Origin of the sequence: Jeotgalibaca ciconiae (assembly GCF_003955755.1) — a bacterium.
GTDB lineage: Bacteria > Bacillota > Bacilli > Lactobacillales > Aerococcaceae > Jeotgalibaca > Jeotgalibaca ciconiae.
Map to the genome: position 1 here is coordinate 1,696,008 of NZ_CP034465.1, position 17,224 is coordinate 1,713,231.

Annotated in this window: 14 protein-coding genes; all 14 read left to right on the forward strand. The window is 37.5% G+C overall.

Annotation, left to right across the window (positions count from 1 at the left end; translation table 11 throughout):
- Nucleotides 1–15: 15 nt before the first annotated feature.
- Entirely contained in the window at nucleotides 16–2,700 is a 2,685-nt protein-coding gene (secA, locus tag EJN90_RS08035; protein WP_126110140.1) for a preprotein translocase subunit SecA, read from the forward strand.
- 89 nt (nucleotides 2,701–2,789) lie between these two features.
- Nucleotides 2,790–3,903, forward strand: a protein-coding gene (prfB, locus tag EJN90_RS08040) for a peptide chain release factor 2 (RefSeq protein WP_179950342.1) whose coding sequence is annotated in 2 segments (ribosomal slippage) — nucleotides 2,790–2,861 and nucleotides 2,863–3,903 — 1,113 coding nt in all. Because the reading frame shifts where the segments join, the coding sequence is not laid out codon by codon here.
- Nucleotides 3,904–4,166: 263 nt separating this feature from the next.
- Complete coding sequence (gene ftsE, locus EJN90_RS08045) at nucleotides 4,167–4,853, forward strand: cell division ATP-binding protein FtsE (RefSeq protein WP_126110144.1); 687 nt, start codon at nucleotides 4,167–4,169, stop codon at nucleotides 4,851–4,853.
- Nucleotides 4,843–5,730, forward strand: a complete 888-nt coding sequence (ftsX, locus tag EJN90_RS08050) for a permease-like cell division protein FtsX (RefSeq protein WP_126110146.1) — start codon at nucleotides 4,843–4,845, stop codon at nucleotides 5,728–5,730. Before ftsE ends, ftsX begins: the two co-directional genes overlap by 11 nt.
- Nucleotides 5,731–5,904: 174 nt before the next feature.
- Nucleotides 5,905–6,648 carry a response regulator transcription factor gene (locus tag EJN90_RS08055; RefSeq protein ID WP_126110148.1) on the forward strand — a complete coding sequence of 248 codons (744 nt, stop codon included), beginning with the start codon at nucleotides 5,905–5,907 and terminating at the stop codon, nucleotides 6,646–6,648.
- Nucleotides 6,648–8,408, forward strand: a complete 1,761-nt coding sequence (pnpS, locus tag EJN90_RS08060; RefSeq protein WP_227872474.1) for a two-component system histidine kinase PnpS — start codon at nucleotides 6,648–6,650, stop codon at nucleotides 8,406–8,408. Before EJN90_RS08055 ends, pnpS begins: the two co-directional genes overlap by 1 nt.
- Nucleotides 8,409–8,677: 269 nt before the next feature.
- Complete coding sequence (locus tag EJN90_RS08065; RefSeq protein ID WP_126110150.1) at nucleotides 8,678–9,556, forward strand: substrate-binding domain-containing protein; 879 nt, start codon at nucleotides 8,678–8,680, stop codon at nucleotides 9,554–9,556.
- Nucleotides 9,557–9,696: 140 nt separating this feature from the next.
- On the forward strand, nucleotides 9,697–10,557 hold the full coding sequence (gene pstC / locus EJN90_RS08070; protein ID WP_126110152.1) for a phosphate ABC transporter permease subunit PstC: 861 nt from the start codon (nucleotides 9,697–9,699) through the stop codon (nucleotides 10,555–10,557).
- A gap of 3 nt (nucleotides 10,558–10,560) precedes the next feature.
- Entirely contained in the window at nucleotides 10,561–11,376 is an 816-nt protein-coding gene (gene pstA, locus EJN90_RS08075; protein ID WP_126110154.1) for a phosphate ABC transporter permease PstA, read from the forward strand.
- Between the two features lie 3 nt (nucleotides 11,377–11,379).
- Nucleotides 11,380–12,132, forward strand: a complete 753-nt coding sequence (gene pstB / locus EJN90_RS08080; protein ID WP_126110156.1) for a phosphate ABC transporter ATP-binding protein PstB — start codon at nucleotides 11,380–11,382, stop codon at nucleotides 12,130–12,132.
- A 58-nt stretch (nucleotides 12,133–12,190) separates the two neighbouring features.
- On the forward strand, nucleotides 12,191–12,850 hold the full coding sequence (phoU, locus tag EJN90_RS08085) for a phosphate signaling complex protein PhoU (RefSeq protein WP_126110158.1): 660 nt from the start codon (nucleotides 12,191–12,193) through the stop codon (nucleotides 12,848–12,850).
- Between the two features lie 218 nt (nucleotides 12,851–13,068).
- Nucleotides 13,069–13,677: a DUF1361 domain-containing protein gene (locus tag EJN90_RS08090; RefSeq protein ID WP_227872475.1), complete on the forward strand. Its 609-nt coding sequence runs from the start codon at nucleotides 13,069–13,071 to the stop codon at nucleotides 13,675–13,677.
- A 77-nt stretch (nucleotides 13,678–13,754) separates the two neighbouring features.
- Entirely contained in the window at nucleotides 13,755–14,051 is a 297-nt protein-coding gene (locus EJN90_RS08095; protein ID WP_126110161.1) for an ArsR/SmtB family transcription factor, read from the forward strand.
- 89 nt (nucleotides 14,052–14,140) lie between these two features.
- A complete protein-coding gene (gene uvrA, locus EJN90_RS08100) occupies nucleotides 14,141–16,993 on the forward strand; it encodes an excinuclease ABC subunit UvrA (RefSeq protein WP_126110163.1) in 2,853 nt (950 codons plus the stop codon).
- Nucleotides 16,994–17,224 lie beyond the last annotated feature (231 nt).

Here is a 17,224-nt window from a genome sequence, read left to right on the forward strand (position 1 = left end):
AAGAGGAGATTTAGAATGGCCAATTTTTTGAAACGTCTTTTCGAAAATGACAAAGCAGAATTGAAAAGCTTAGAGAAAACTGCAGATAAAGTCATCGCTTTGGCTGATACAACAGCAGCTTTAAGCGACGAAGAATTAACTGCAAAAACAATTGAATTTAAAGAACGCTATCAAAAGGGAGAAACCTTAGATAGTTTATTAGTAGAAACATTTGCCGTAGTTCGTGAAGCAGCAAAACGTGTATTAGGTCTATATCCTTATAAAGTGCAATTAATGGGTGGAATCACGCTTCATAAAGGGAACATCGCTGAAATGAAAACCGGTGAAGGTAAAACATTGACAGCTACTTTGCCTGTATACTTAAATGCCCTTTCAGGGGAAGGCGTCCACGTTGTTACAGTGAACGAATACTTGGCAAGCCGTGACGCTGTAGAGATGGGAGAGTTGTATCGCTTCTTAGGACTGACAGTAGGATTGAACATTGCAGGAAAATCATCTGAAGAAAAACGTGAAGCCTACAATTGTGATATTACCTATAGTACAAATAACGAACTTGGCTTTGACTATTTGAGAGATAATATGGTTGTATACCGTAATCAAATGGTGCAACGCCCGCTTAGTTTCGCGGTTGTCGATGAAGTTGACTCCATTTTAATCGACGAAGCAAGAACACCGTTGATTATTTCTGGACAAGCAGAAAAATCAACTGCCCTATATAATCGAACAGACTTCTTTGTTAAAGGATTAGCAGAAGATGAAGATTACACTATCGATTTAACTTCAAAATCCATTGCATTGACAGACCAAGGGATTGAAAAAGCAGAGAAAACGTTTCATGTGAGCAACCTTTACGATGTCGACAATACAAAACTTGTTCATCATTTGGATCAAGCCTTACGTGCAAACTATATTATGATTCATGATGTAGACTATGTAGTGAATGAAGGAAAAGTTCAAATCGTTGATCAATTTACTGGGCGTATCATGGAAGGCCGTCGTTATTCAGATGGGCTACATCAAGCAATTGAAGCCAAAGAAAATGTTGAAATTCAAAACGAATCACGTACAATGGCAACCATTACTTTCCAGAACTACTTCCGTATGTATAAAAAGTTATCTGGTATGACTGGTACAGCAAAAACAGAAGAAGAAGAGTTCCGCGAAATTTATAATATGGAAGTTATTGCAATTCCTACAAATGAACCGGTTATTCGGATTGATAACGCAGACTTATTGTATCCAGGACTGAAGAGTAAATTTAAAGCAGTTACTGCTGATATCAAAGAGCGCCACGAAAAGGGACAACCCATTTTGGTTGGTACTGTGGCAATCGAAACATCAGAATTGCTATCTCGTTTATTAACAAAAGAGGGAATTCCTCATCAAGTATTAAATGCGAAAAATCATTTTAAAGAAGCAGAAATTGTCATGAATGCTGGCCAAAGAGGAGCAGTGACAATTGCTACCAACATGGCTGGTCGTGGTACGGATATCAAACTTGGACCTGGGGTAAAAGAAGCAGGCGGATTGGCAGTTATTGGTACAGAGCGCCATGAATCTCGCCGTATTGATAATCAGCTTCGTGGACGTTCTGGTCGTCAAGGGGATCCAGGTGAAACACAGTTCTACCTATCATTAGAAGATGATTTAATGAGACGTTTTGGATCTGAGCGAATCCAACAAGTTTGGAGTCGTTTGAATGTGGACGAAGAAGATGATATGGCAATTCAAAGTAAAATGCTCTCTCGCCAAGTAGAATCAGCTCAGAAACGAGTAGAAGGAAATAACTACGACACACGTAAAAATGTTTTGGAATATGACGAGGTAATGCGTGAACAACGTGAAATTATGTATGGACAACGTTTGGATGTGATTATGGAGACAGAGTCGCTAAACAACGTTACAACCAGCATGATTAAACGCACGATTGAACGTCTCGTTGATAATCATACAAAAGGTGAAAAAGAAAATTGGGATTTAAAAGCAATCCGTGATTTTGCAGCCAATGTATTGGTTCATCCTGACACAATCAGCGTTTCCGAACTGGAAAGTAAAACTGCAGAAGAAATTAAAACAGATTTAATTGATCGTGCAAAAGCCGTTTATTCAGAAAAAGAGAAACAACTAAGCAAAGAACAAATGCTTGAATTCCAAAAAGTTGTGATTTTACGTGTAGTTGATACAAAATGGACGGAACATATTAGTGATATGGAAGAGCTTCGCCAAGGAATTGGTCTTCGTTCTTACGCACAAAACAATCCGCTAACTGAATACCAGACAGAAGGCTATAATCGTTTCCAAGAAATGATTGCATCTGTTGACTATGATGTAACAAGAATTGTTATGAAATCTGAAGTACGCCAAAACTTACAACGTGAGTCGGTGGGTGGCGGTTCTTCTATTCGCCCAACTCGCGAAGGAGAAGCAGGTTCAGCCGATAGAATTGAACAAGTAAAACGAGCACAAATGGCTGCAATGCAAATGCGCCAAATGATGATCGCTCAACAACAAAAAGCTGCAGGAAAGCAACAAGAAGCTGCTGTACCGACAGCGGATCCAGCGGCAAAAGAAGTAATCCAAGAAGAAGAGAAAGAAACAACATCACAAATTCCAGCGACAAGCACGAAAGTTGGACGTAATGAGCCATGTCCATGTGGGAGCGGTAAAAAGTTCAAGAATTGTCATGGAAAAAATCTTTAATAAAACGGAACGTTGAGTAAACAGTGTTGATGGGCGGGAGGCGTTCTCCGGCCCATCATTGTGATGGGGAAATAAAAGGAGGATACAAAATGGAATTGAGTGAAATCAAAGCCTTTCTAGAAGAATCGAAACAAAAAATAACAAGCTTTAGGGGGTCTCTTTGACTTAGAGGCATTAGAAGCAGATATTGCTGAATATGAAGACCGAATGGTTGATCCATCTTTTTGGAATGATTCTGACAAAGCACAAGAAGTGATTAATGAAGCAAATCAATTAAAAAGTGTATATAATACGTTCAACAAACTCTCTGAGATGCAAGAGGATTTAGAAGTGATGTATGAGCTTGTAAAAGAAGAAGCTGAATCAGATTTTGAAGAAGAATTGAATGAAAAAATAGAGGAATATAAGCAAGTATTATCTGAGTATGAACTAACGATGTTGCTAAGTGAGCCACATGATAAGAATAATGCTATTCTTGAAATCCACCCTGGAGCAGGGGGAACCGAGTCACAAGATTGGGGAAGCATTTTATTACGAATGTATATGCGTTGGGCAGATGATAAAGGTTTTGCTGTAGAAACACTTGATTATCAAGCGGGTGATGAAGCAGGCATCAAGAGCGTCACACTCTTGATAAAAGGATTAAATGCTTATGGTTACTTACGCTCAGAGCGGGGAGTTCACCGTTTGGTGCGAATTTCTCCTTTTGATTCTGCGGGAAGAAGACATACGTCTTTCTGTTCGATTGATGTTATGCCTGAAATTGCTGCAGATAATAATGAAATTGAAGTAGATCCAGATGACTTGCGTATTGATACTTACCGCGCAAGCGGCGCTGGAGGACAGCATATTAACAAGACATCTTCAGCCATTCGAATCACTCATATTCCAACTGGAATCGTTGTTCAAAGTCAATCTCAACGTTCACAGTTCCAAAATAGAGATACTGCAATGGGGATGCTGAAAGCAAAACTCTTCCAACGTCAAGAGGAAGAACGAGAGAAAGAATTAGCTGCTATTCGTGGAGAACAAAAAGAGATTGGGTGGGGTTCCCAAATCAGATCCTATGTTTTCCATCCATATTCGATGGTAAAAGATCATCGAACAAATTATGAAACTGGCAACACCCAGGCGGTTGTTGACGGTGATCTGGACGGATTCATTGACGCATACTTAAAAATGAATATTGATTCAAAAGAATAATGATTTTTATGCTTTTGTGCGCAAATTTGATTACATCGCTATGACCACTTTGAAATATAAATGTAAAGAAACTAATACAGACATCCTTTTTATCCGTGCTATAATGGGTAAGCAATCTGGCAAAAACATGAATGTTGTATCTACCGCAAACAATCGTCATTGTTTGTGGTTTTTTCAGAAAGAGAATAAATGATTCAAAGAATTAACAGACAATTTCTGATGAGCTTAGATACTAGTAAAAATAGAAAAAGATGGGTGATTACATGATTGAAATGCTGAATGTCTCTAAGAAATATCCGAATGGCATTACGGCTGTTAATGATTTAAGTGTAAAGATTGAGCAAGGTGAATTTGTGTATATTGTGGGTCCAAGTGGAGCAGGAAAGTCAACCTTTATTAAAATGATGTATCGTGAAGCAAAAGCAACGTCAGGATCAGTAAAAATTGGAAAATTTGATGTAACAAAATTAAAAGAACGAGATATTCCATTATTGCGTCGTTTTGTCGGAGTGGTCTTTCAAGATTTTAAGTTACTTCCCAAATTAACGGTTTACGAAAATATTGCTTATGCAATGGAAGTAATTGAAAAAACACCGAAGCAAATTGAAAAACGTGTTTTTGAAGTATTGGACTTAGTAAGTTTGAAACACAAAGCACGCATGTTTCCAAATGAATTATCAGGTGGAGAGCAACAAAGAATTGCAATTGCACGTGCAATTGTGAACACACCAGGAATCCTGATTGCGGATGAGCCAACAGGAAACCTTGACCCAGATACTTCAATGGAGATCATGAATATTTTAGAAGAAATTAATAACCAAGGAACGACTATTCTAATGGCGACTCATAACAGCCAAATCGTAAATGACATTAAACATCGTGTCCTTGCGATCGAAAATGGTAGAATTGTTCGTGACCAACAGGAAGGAGAATACGGATATGAAATTTAGAACGATGAGTAGGCATATCCGTGATGCAAGTAAAAGTCTTGTCCGTAATGGTTGGATGACACTTGCTGCGATCAGTGCAGTTACGATGACATTACTACTTGTTGGCTCTTTTATTGCGATTTTGTTTAATGTTAATAAACTAGCAAGTGATATTGAAAATGATGTAAGTGTACGTGTCTTTATTGATTTAGGAGCAGAAGAAGCAGACAGAGAAACCCTTCGAAATGAGCTAGAAAAAATACCAAACGTTGAGTCCTTGACTTACTCCACTCGTGATGAAGAATTAGATAAACTGATTGGAAGTTACGGGGAAGAGTTTAACTTGTTTGGTGGCGATGATAATCCATTGCATGATGTATTTATTTTGAGTGCGGAACTTCCAGAACAAACGGGTAAAGTAGCTGAGACTGCAGGAGAATTAAACTATGTAGCGAAAGTTGAATATGGTGGTACAACGGCAGAGAAGCTCTTTGATACCATCTCAACAATGAGAACAATTGGAATTGTGATTATTGTAGGATTATTGTTGATTGCAGTCTTCCTTATTTCAAATACGATTCGAATTACTATTTTCTCTCGCAGCACGGAGATTGAAATCATGCGTTTAGTAGGTGCGAAAAACAGTTATATCCGCTGGCCATTCTTGATTGAAGGCTCTTTTATTGGATTAATTGGATCGCTGATACCGACGGGCATTCTTATCTTCCTTTATCGTTTCCTATATGAGATTGGAACAGAGTATTTGGTTGGCTCGAACTTTGCATTACTACCAGCGAATCCATTTGTCTATTATATTGGATTAGGATTAATTGGAGTAGGCGTGTTCTTAGGATCAATTGGCTCTGTATTATCTATGTCTCGATTCTTAAAAGTTTAATAAAAAATCAATCGATAGCGATTATTCTAATTGAAGAATATCCGCTATCGATTTTTTTATATTTACATGGTTCTTTTCATTTTAAAAAGTCAATGATAGAATGAGAATGGTATTATATGAGAGTCATTATTCTTCTCAAATAAAAGAAGTAAAAATAATCTCTTGGAGGAAAAAATGAAAAAAGTATTGATCGTCGATGATGAGCAGTCAATTTTAATTTTACTTGCTTATAATCTAGAAAAAGAAGGATACGAAGTAACACAAGCATCCGATGGAAGAGAAGGGTACGAACTAGCCTTAAATCAATCTTTTGATTTTATCATCTTAGATCTTATGTTGCCCTCAATGGACGGGATGGATATATGCAAAAGTCTTCGAAGAGAAAAGATAGATACGCCAATCTTAATGCTGACGGCGAAAGATGACGAGCTTGAAAAAATAATCGGCCTCGAATTAGGCGCGGACGATTACATGACAAAGCCGTTTAGTCCGCGTGAGGTAATTGCGCGCATGAAGGCAATTTTACGTCGTACTAAAAAAGAAGATCGCTCCAGTACAAATGGGGATATTGAAAAAGGTGCCGAAGTTACAGTAGCAGCTCCAATCGTAGAAGAAAAAGTTGTTATTGGAGAAGTGGTTATTTTTCCGGAATTATATGAGGTGCATGTAAAGGGCATTTCTATCGATATCACACCAAAAGAATTTGAATTATTATTATATATGGCACAACGGGCTAATCGGATTTTAAGCAGAGAACAATTATTGAATGCTATTTGGAATTTTGATTATGCTGGCGAAACAAGAATTGTCGATGTACATATCAGTCACTTGCGCGAAAAAATTGAAGAAGATACAAAAAATCCTCAATACATTAAAACGGTTAGAGGATTCGGTTATAAATTCGAGGAGCCAAAATAATGCGCAAATTTACAAATCAATTTTTAGCTCTTTTCATTGGGCTGTTCCTACTCCTATCAATGGGAGTAGTTTTTTATACGAATCATGTCGTTCGCACAACTACCACAGACTCGATTTTAAGAGATGTAGAGAAGCGGGCAACCAATATTGCCTCTCTGTTAGATGAGTGGATTTTACAAAACACTGGAAATGTTCAAACGGCTATTGAGGATTTTCCGAGTATGTCTTTTTTATTGGATAAAAAAGATTCCATTGCCTTTTTTTCAAAAGAAGGAGCTCAACTTTATCCCAGCAATGCTGAAATGTCTTCTGGTAAAGAAATTCTCAATGTTTTAGAAGGTGAGAGCATAGGAGTAAGTGGGATTGTAACAGGTCAAGCTGGAAAACGCGAGTACCGAGTTGCGGTTCCTCTTTACAATGGGAAAGGAGAATTTCTTGGGATTGCTCGTTTGACTCATCAGCTGGATGAATTAGATTCATTAGAGTCCCAATTAACCCAATCTGTTTTTGTTTTTAGTTTTGTATCGATTGTTTTAGCGAGTTTTATTGCCTTACATTTAACGAATCGTGTTTCTCGTCCTTTAAAACAAATTGAAACAGTTATTAATCGAATTTCTGAAGGAGATTATAGCGAATATTACATGGGTGTGGATTACCCAGAAATTATGGAACTTGGTAATACAGTTAATAAGCTAGCAGATAGTCTTGAAGAGAAAAACAATACAATACTACAATCGAATGATCGCTTAAGTGCGCTACTTGATCGCTTAATTATAGGTGTTGTATTGTTAGATAGCGAACGGCGAATCGAAATGATGAATCCGGCTGTTTATCAGATTCTTGGAATTGATGAAAATTTATTAGCACATTCGTTTTTAGAAATGTCGAAAAGTTATGGTCTTGTCCAAATTATTCAAGAAACCTACCAACAAAAAACCAATAAAAATGAAGAAATACATATCTATCATCCGAAAGAACGGATATTAGATGTCAATACGATGATTATACCCGATATAAGAGGAAATCAAATGATTGTTCTTTTATATGATATAACCGAAATCCGCCGTCTGGAAAAAGTGCGAACCGACTTTGTAACGAATGCATCTCATGAATTGCGGACACCCGTCACTGCATTAAAAGGTTTCTCAGAAGTTCTCTTGGATGGTGCGTTAGATAATCCACAGCTATTAAGGCAATTTTTGGAAATTATGTATAAAGAATCAAGACGCCTAGAAATCTTAGTCAATGATATCTTAGATTTATCACGTGCAGAACAAAGACAAGTACCCATGAAAATAGAAAAAATTATCTTAAATGATGCTGTAAAAGCCTGTTTCCAAGTGATTAAACCGCAGGCAGATGAAAAAGGATTGAAGTTACGGCTCTTATCAAATCATCCAACACCCGTTGTCCTTGAAGGAGATCAAAGTCGTCTGGAACAGGTATTGAACAATCTTATTTATAATGCTGTAAATTACACTGATAAAGGCGGAAAAATCTCAGTACTGTTAGAGGAAACGAATGAGGAAGTCATTTTTCATGTCGCTGATACTGGTATCGGAATACCGGAAGAGAACTTAGGAAGAATCTTTGAACGGTTTTATCGTGTGGATAAAGGAAGAAGTAGAAATTCCGGGGGAACAGGATTAGGATTGTCCATCGTACGTTATCTTGTCCAAAACATGAACGGGTCTATTAGCGTAAAAAGTACACTAGGTCTGGGGAGTACGTTTACAGTACGTTTGCCGAAAAGCTTATAATGAATTGTAAAAGAAAGAAAAGATGCAAAAGCGCTTATGTTTACAAAATATTTACATAAAATTTACAATCGATTGATTGGAGCCCTGTTAAAAAGCTCAATTAACAGGGTTTTTACAATGTTAAAAAAGAGAACGTTTTATTAATGGGGAGAATAAGTTCTTTTTCTTTAAAAACTTTACATTAAACCATTAACTAAATTTACATAGAAGCAATAGAATAGAGTTATAGCAAATTACTAAAAGACAATTAAAAAAGGATGGTACGTAGAATGCAATTAAAAAGTCTATCTAAATTAGTTCTTTCAATAGGAGCTGTAGGAGTTCTAGCAGCTTGTGATCCAGCAGCAACTGGCGGAGATGAAACAGGAACAGGAGCAGTTTCTGGAACAATTAATGTTGTTTCCCGTGAAGATGGATCAGGGACAAGAGGAGCATTCACTGAGATTACAGGTGTTTTAGAAGATGATGTCGATAATACCTATGTAGAAGCAGTTATCCAAAATGGTACTGAAGGTGTTATTTCAACTGTATCCCAAGACACAAATGGAATTGGTTATATTTCATTAGGTTCTTTAAATGATAATGTAAAAGGTGTTGCAATTGATGGAGTTGAGCCAACAGCTGAAACCGTACAAAATGGTTCATTCCCGATTGCACGTAACTTTAATATTGCTTGGAGCGGTGATTTAGAAGCAGTAGCTCAAGACTTTGTTGATTTTATCTTATCTGAAGAAGGACAAACCATTGCTTTAGGAGAAGGATATGTTGAATCTGTTTCTGACGCTCCAGCGTACGAAGGAGATGGAACGCAATCAGGAACCATTGCAGTAGTTGGTTCAACATCTGTGACACCATTAATGGAGGTTCTATCTGAAGAATATCGTGCACTAAACCCGGATGTACAAATTGATATTACATCAAATGGATCTTCTGCAGGTATGACATCCGCAATCGATGGTACTGCTGATATTGGCATGGCTTCGCGTGAATTAAAAGATGAAGAAAATGCTGAATTAAATTCTGAAGCCATTGCGATTGATGGAATTGCTGTAGTAGTTAATAAGGGCAATGGCATTGAAGGTCTCACTTTAGAGCAAGTAAAGCAAATCTTTACTGGAGAAATAACTGAGTGGGAAGACGTACAATAATTTTATAATGAATGGGAAAAGGATGGGCCAGATTCTTCTGGCCTTTTTTGGGGAAATAGTATACTGCTGGAAAGCATATAGGATACTATAAAAATGGTTATTTTATTGTGGGAAAACCTGTAATGAAGGAGAGGGAATGAATGAAAAAGAAATATTTTTGGGAGAGCTTTATGAAGTGGTTATTCTTTGCTTCAGCGCTTGTCTCGGTTATTTCTATTGTTGTTATTTTTTATTTTATCTTTGAAGGCGGAGTACCATTTATGGTACGCTACGGCATCTCTGATTTTCTATTTGGAACAAAATGGACTCCATCGAATGCAAATCCAGAATACGGCATTTTACCAATGATTATTGGGTCGTTAGTGATTACATTTGGAGCGATCCTCATTGGAGTTCCGACTGGCGTTTTTACTTCGATTTTTATGGCAAAATTTTGTCCGCCAAAATTATACAAATTTTTCAAGCCGGCAGTAAACATGATGGCAGCTATTCCATCCATTGTGTATGGTTTTTTTGCTTTGCGACTAATTGTTCCTTTTATGAGAGGGTTAGTAGGCGGGACGGGAATGAATATTCTTACTGCTTCTATTCTGTTGGGAATCATGATTTTACCAACCATTATTGGTCTTTCTGAGTCTTCTTTGAGAGCTGTTCCAGCTAGTTATTATGAAGGAAGTATTGCATTAGGGGCTACTCACGAACGTTCTGTCGTCCGAGTTATGGTACCCGCTGCTAAATCAGGAATTGTATCTGCAGTTATTCTAGGCATTGGACGTGCAATTGGTGAAACGATGGCGGTTATTCTTGTTGCAGGGAATCAACCACGAATCCCGTCAAGCGTTACGCAAGGGGTTCGTACTATGACAACAAATATCGTTTTAGAGATGGCATATGCAGCTGGCGAACATCGTGAAGCACTGATTGCTACTTCTGTAGTATTGTTTATTTTTATCATCATCATCAATGCAGCATTCTCTATTGTGAAAAGGAAGGGGATTTAGGACATGGAATCGAAAATCATTAAATTTTTAGTATACTTCTTTTCATTCCTGACATTTGGATCTCTTTTCTATGTGATTGGTTTTATTTTGATAAATGGAATCAGCAGCCTTTCACCGGAAATGTTTGCATGGAAATATACAACAGACAACGTATCAATGATGCCGTCAATCTTAACCACATTTGTAGTGGTTTTTCTTGCATTAGTGATAGCTGCACCAATTGGAGTCTTTACAGCATTTTATTTAGTAGAATATGCTGATAAAAACAATAAATTTGTAAATGTCATTAGAATTGCGACAGATACACTGTCGGGCATTCCCTCTATTGTATATGGTCTCTTCGGTATGTTATTTTTCGTTATCTTTTTAGGATTTAAATACTCGCTTGTTTCCGGTATCCTTACATCGGTTATAATGGTATTGCCTGTAATTATCCGTTCTACAGAAGAAGCTTTGCTTGCAGTGCGTAATTCGTTGCGTGAAGGAAGTTTTGCTTTAGGAGCTGGAAAGTTACGAACCATATTTAAAGTTGTACTGCCTGTTGCGATGCCAGGTATTTTATCAGGCATTATCTTGGCAGTAGGTAGAATTGTTGGTGAAACAGCAGCGCTTATGTATACTTTAGGAACGTCTGTAAACGTACCCGACAATTTATTCCAATCAAGCCGTACACTTGCTTTACATATGTATATTTTAGCGAGTGAAGGAATCCATGTAAAAGAATCCTATGCAACGGGAGTAGTTCTGATTGTCATTGTATTAATTATAAATGGCATGTCTACTTGGCTCAGCAATCGATTAACAAAGGGAGCGAAATAAGTTATGAGTAAAATCACTGTAAATAATATGAATCTCTGGTATACAGATTTTCAAGCCTTGAAAAATATTAACATGGAAATTAACGAACATGAAATCACTGCGTTCATCGGACCTTCCGGTTGTGGGAAATCAACCTTCCTTAAAAGCTTAAACCGAATGAATGATTTGGTTGCAGGATGCCGTATTGAAGGTGATATTCGTTTAGACCAAGAGGATATCTATGCATCGGATTATGATGTAAACATGCTTCGCAAACGAGTAGGTATGGTGTTCCAACATCCAAACCCATTCCCAATGAGTATCTACGATAATATTGCATACGGCCCGCGTACTCATGGGATCAAAGATAAAAAAACTCTCGATGAAATTGTAGAACGCAGCTTAAAGGGGGCAGCAATTTGGGAAGAAGTAAAAGACGACCTGTCTAAAAATGCTTTGCGTATCTCAGGAGGACAACAACAAAGGATTTGTATCGCAAGAGCCCTAGCTGTTGAACCAGAAGTTCTATTGATGGATGAGCCGACATCTGCGCTCGACCCGATCTCTACTGCAAAAATTGAAGACCTAGTACAAGATTTGAAAGATCGTTATACGATTGTCATGGTTACTCACAATATGCAACAAGCGGCACGTGTCTCTGACAAAACAGCATTCTTCCTTACAGGCGAAACGATTGAATTTGGTGAAACGACACAAATTTTCTCGAATCCGGCTGATAAACGTACAGAAGATTATGTATCTGGAAGATTTGGGTAATTACGAAAAAAATGCTAAAATAGAAGAGTAAGACAAGATAAAAGTGAGGTGTGCTACAGTGAGAAGGACTTTTGATGGTGAATTACAATCTATGCACGGCCAGTTTACTAAAATGGGTTTAATGGTAAACGAAAATATATTAAGAGCAGTAAAAGCTTTTATCAATCATGATAAAAACTTAGCAATGGAAGCGAAGAAAAAAGATAAAGACATTAATGAAATTGAAGTAGCTATCGAGAATTTTTGTTTTCAATTAATTGCCTTGCAGCAACCTGTTTCCAGTGATTTACGTTCCATAGTTATGGTAATGAAGGCTAGTTCTGACTTGGAAAGAATGGGTGACCATGCTGTAAGTATTGCACGCTCGGTTATTCGCGTAAAAGAACGCCACAATAAACGAATACCAGAAGTTGAAGCGAAAATTGCTGAAATGGCTGAGATTGTAAAAAGCATGGTAGAACAAGTAATTGATGCATATGTCCGAGTAGATGAAGAGGATGCATATAGAATTGCACAAATCGACTCTGAGGTGGACAAGCATTTCGTGGAAATTAATCATTACTGTATTAAGCAAATGGCAATGGATCCGGAAGTGGTTCCTGGCGGTTCTGACTATATTGCCGTCGCTGGATATTTAGAACGAATCGGTGATTATGTTACAAATATCTGTGAACGAATCGTGTATTTAAAAACTGGTGAGATTTTAGAATTAAATTAAGATAACTAAGAGGCGGCTGGGATAAAATTTCCCAGCTTTTTTGCTATTTGAGAGCAATAGAGAATGAGTGGACAATCAATAATCATTCAGCTCCTCGATTTTGATTCAGTTGGAGACTATTTTTGCGTTGCTGATAAAGTACATCTATAATAAAAGAAATTTAGAAAAGCGAGGGGAATATTATTTACAAAAATTTTATTCGAATCATTACGGCAAGCGTGATTTTTATTACATGGAGTACGCATTTTAATTTTTTAGCGTTAAATACATTACTTGCTTATATTCCCATAGAATTATCTTTTCAAATTCAAAGGACAAAAAACCATTCTTTACAAATTGGATTAGCTTTTTTATGGCTGCTATTCTTTCCCAACATCCCGTATTTAGCAACTGATATCATTCATACTGATTTATTGAATTTATATAATAATACCACAGGGATGAGTGTAGAAAGTGTCCGAGGTTGGGGATTGATATTCATTCTTTTCTTAGTTGCTTTTTCTTATATCAACTGGGGGTTCACGGAACTGTTTTCGTTAGCTGAGTTGGCGAAGCAGAAACTAAAGCTGAGAAACAGTGTTATGTGCTTAGGTCTTTGTTTTGTTAGCTTGTTATCTTCTATGGGGATGTATGCGGGTCGTTTTTCTCCAAGATTACATTCCAAGCATTTCTTTATGGAACCACTCAGAGTTCTGGAAATCATTTTTCTTCAATGGTCAATGAAAAAAGCAGAATTAATTATTTTATTTTTCTTATTGCACGTTGGTATTATGGGAACGCTGTATGTAACACGAAAATCCAAACAGAGTTCTATCAGAGAGAATTAAGTCTATGCTATGCTTTTTAATGGGTAAGGATTTATCAAGTTTTTTTGCGTCAAAACGAATAAATGAGAGGTGGAAAGATGTTGAAAAAAATCGACGAAGAAACCATTCAACAAACGACAAAAATGTTTAAATTATTGGGAGACAACACACGATTCCGTATTTTATATCTTTTGGAAGATAAAGAGTGGAATGTGAATGCTATTGCGACAGAATTAAATATGGAACAATCTGCTGTCTCTCATCAATTAAAAAAATTAAAAGAAGCAAAACTAGTGAAAAATAGAAGAGTAGGAAAAAACATTCTTTACAGTCAAGATGATATCCATGTTTATGAGATTTTACATATGGCTGTCACACATGCAAAACACACCTGATATTTTCTCGATTCGAACGAGTGTTCTTTTTAGTGAGTTAATGGTATGATAGAGGGGAACAGAATTTTCTAATACAAAGGAAGAATGTTATGGCAAAAGATCAAATTATCGTGCATGGGGCACGTTCTCACAATTTAAAAAACATAGATGTCACCATACCACGTGACAAATTAGTTGTCGTTACAGGGCTGTCAGGTTCTGGGAAAAGTTCCTTGGCTTTTGATACATTATATGCAGAAGGTCAAAGAAGATACGTAGAAAGTTTATCTGCCTATGCCCGCCAATTTTTAGGACAGATGGAGAAAGCAGACGTTGATACGATTGACGGCTTAAGTCCAGCTATTGCGATCGACCAAAAATCCACGAGTAATAACCCTCGTTCTACAGTTGGAACAGTTACAGAAATAAATGATTTTTTACGTCTGCTTTTCGCTCGGGTCGGACATCCCATTTGTCCAAACGATGGAACGGAAATCAGCAGTCAGTCTCCTGAACAAATAGTGAATCATGTATTAGAGTTGCCTGAACGAACAAGGATGCAAATTTTAGCTCCAATCGTTTATGGGAAAAAAGGACAACATAAAAAAGTTATTGATGATATAAAAAGACAAGGATATGTCCGCGTTCGAATTGACGGTGAAATTTATGATGTATCTGAAGTGCCTGAATTAGATAAAAACAAAGCACATAAAATTGATGTTATCATCGACCGTATTGTCGTAAAAGAAGGAATTCGTTCTCGCTTATTCGATTCAGTTGAAACGGCATTGAATTTAGCGGACGGCTATGTGTTGATTGATATTATTGATGGAGAAGAAATGCTCTTTAGCGAGCATTATTCTTGCCCGCATTGTGGTTTCACAGTAGGAGAAATTGAACCCCGCCTCTTTTCATTTAATGCTCCATACGGGGCTTGTTCGGAATGTGATGGTTTGGGGATGAAATTGGAAGTAGACTTGGACTTGGTTGTTCCAGATAAAAGATTGAGCATTGAAGAAGGGGCAATTATTCCATGGAATCCAATCAGTTCCAACTACTATCCAGAGATGCTTCGTCAGTTTTGTAAAGATTTTAAGATACCGATGGATGTTCCGTTTAAAGATTTATCAGAAAAACATAAAAACTTCGTGTTATATGGATCAAAAGATAAAACCTTCCATTTTTATCATAAAAATGATTTTGGTGCTGTCCGGGATGTTCACATTCCTTTTGAAGGAGTCATTAACAACATTAATCGACGTTATCATGAGTCATCCAGTGATTTTACAAGAAAAGTAATGCGAGAATATATGACAGAATTAACTTGTCAAACTTGTCAGGGTGCACGATTGAATGAACAAGCTCTTTGTGTAAAAGTAAATGAAAAAAATATTGCACAAGTAACGGATCATTCAATTGAAGGAGCTATTACATTTTTTGAGAAATTAAAACTTACTGAATCGGAACTCGATATTGCAAAACCCATTTTAAGAGAAATAAATTCACGTTTGTTCTTCTTGAATAATGTCGGTTTAAATTATTTAACAATGAGTCGGGTAGCAGGAAGTCTTTCCGGGGGAGAGGCACAGCGAATCCGGTTAGCTACTCAAATAGGATCGAATTTGTCAGGTGTTCTCTACATTTTAGATGAACCTTCCATTGGCTTGCATCAAAGAGACAATAATTTATTAATTGATTCAATGAAAAACATGCGGGATTTAGGAAATACTTTAGTAGTGGTCGAACATGATGAAGACACGATGCTTCAAGCAGACTACCTGATTGATATTGGACCAGGGGCTGGAGAACTAGGCGGGGAAGTAGTTGCTGCAGGCACTCCTAAACAAGTAATGAAATCAAAAGACTCTATTACTGCGAAGTACCTATCCGGAAAATTATTTATTTCGGTTCCGGAAGAAAGACGAAAAGAAGATAAAGGAGCAGTTCTTGTTGAAGGAGCTGCAGAAAATAACTTAAAAGAAGTTGACGTCTCCTTCCCAATTGGAAAATTCATTGCCGTTACGGGAGTATCTGGATCTGGTAAAAGTTCTTTAGTAAATCGGGTTTTAAAGTTAGCTTTATCGAAAGAGCTGACTCGTACAAAAGAAAAACCAGGAAAGTTCAAACGATTATCTGGATATGAAGAGCTAGAAAAAGTCATTGATATCGATCAAAGTCCAATCGGGAGAACACCTAGAAGTAATCCCGCTACTTACACAAGTGTATTTGATGATGTCCGAGCTTTGTTTGCGAACACAAATGAGGCGAAAATTCGAGGATATAGTAAAGGCCGGTTCAGTTTTAATGTAAAAGGCGGCCGTTGTGAAGCTTGTAAAGGCGATGGTATTTTAAAAATCGAAATGCATTTTTTACCTGACGTATATGTTCCTTGTGAAGTATGTCATGGAAAACGTTATAACTCAGAAACGTTGGAAGTGCGCTATAAAGGGAAAAATATTTCGGATATACTTGACATGACGATTGATGAGGCACTGCCTTTCTTCGAGGCCATACCAAAAATCAAACGAAAATTGCAGACCATTGCTGATGTAGGACTCGGATATATCACATTAGGCCAACCAGCGACAACCTTATCAGGCGGGGAAGCACAACGGATGAAGTTAGCGAGTGAACTTCAACGAGTTTCTACTGGGAAAACATTCTATATTTTGGATGAGCCTACCACAGGCTTGCATACACATGACATTGCAAAATTGTTAGAAGTGCTGCAACGTCTAGTGGACGCTGGGAATACGGTTCTCGTAGTCGAACATAACCTGGATGTAATCAAAACAGCTGATCATGTTATCGATATGGGACCAGAAGGCGGCTCGGGCGGAGGAACTGTTATCGCTATCGGTACTCCAGAAGAAGTAGCAGAAGTAGAAGAAAGTTATACGGGACAATTTCTAAAAACAATACTAAAACGAGACAAAGAAAGACAAAGCAAGAAGAAAAAATAAGAGTGGGAAAAAAGGCGTTTAGCCCCGAATCACTGGAACGAATAAGCACAGGATGGACGAAGGCCATCCTGTGCTTATTCGTGAAGTGGACGTCGGGGCTGCCTTTTTGAGCATGTTTACGCCACTATTATTCGTTAATACTGGAGGGGCCGGGAGTTTTTCTCCGGCCCCTTTTTTTTGCTCCATTATTTCTGGTGGTGATGCTGGAATGAAAGAGAATATTCTTAGATC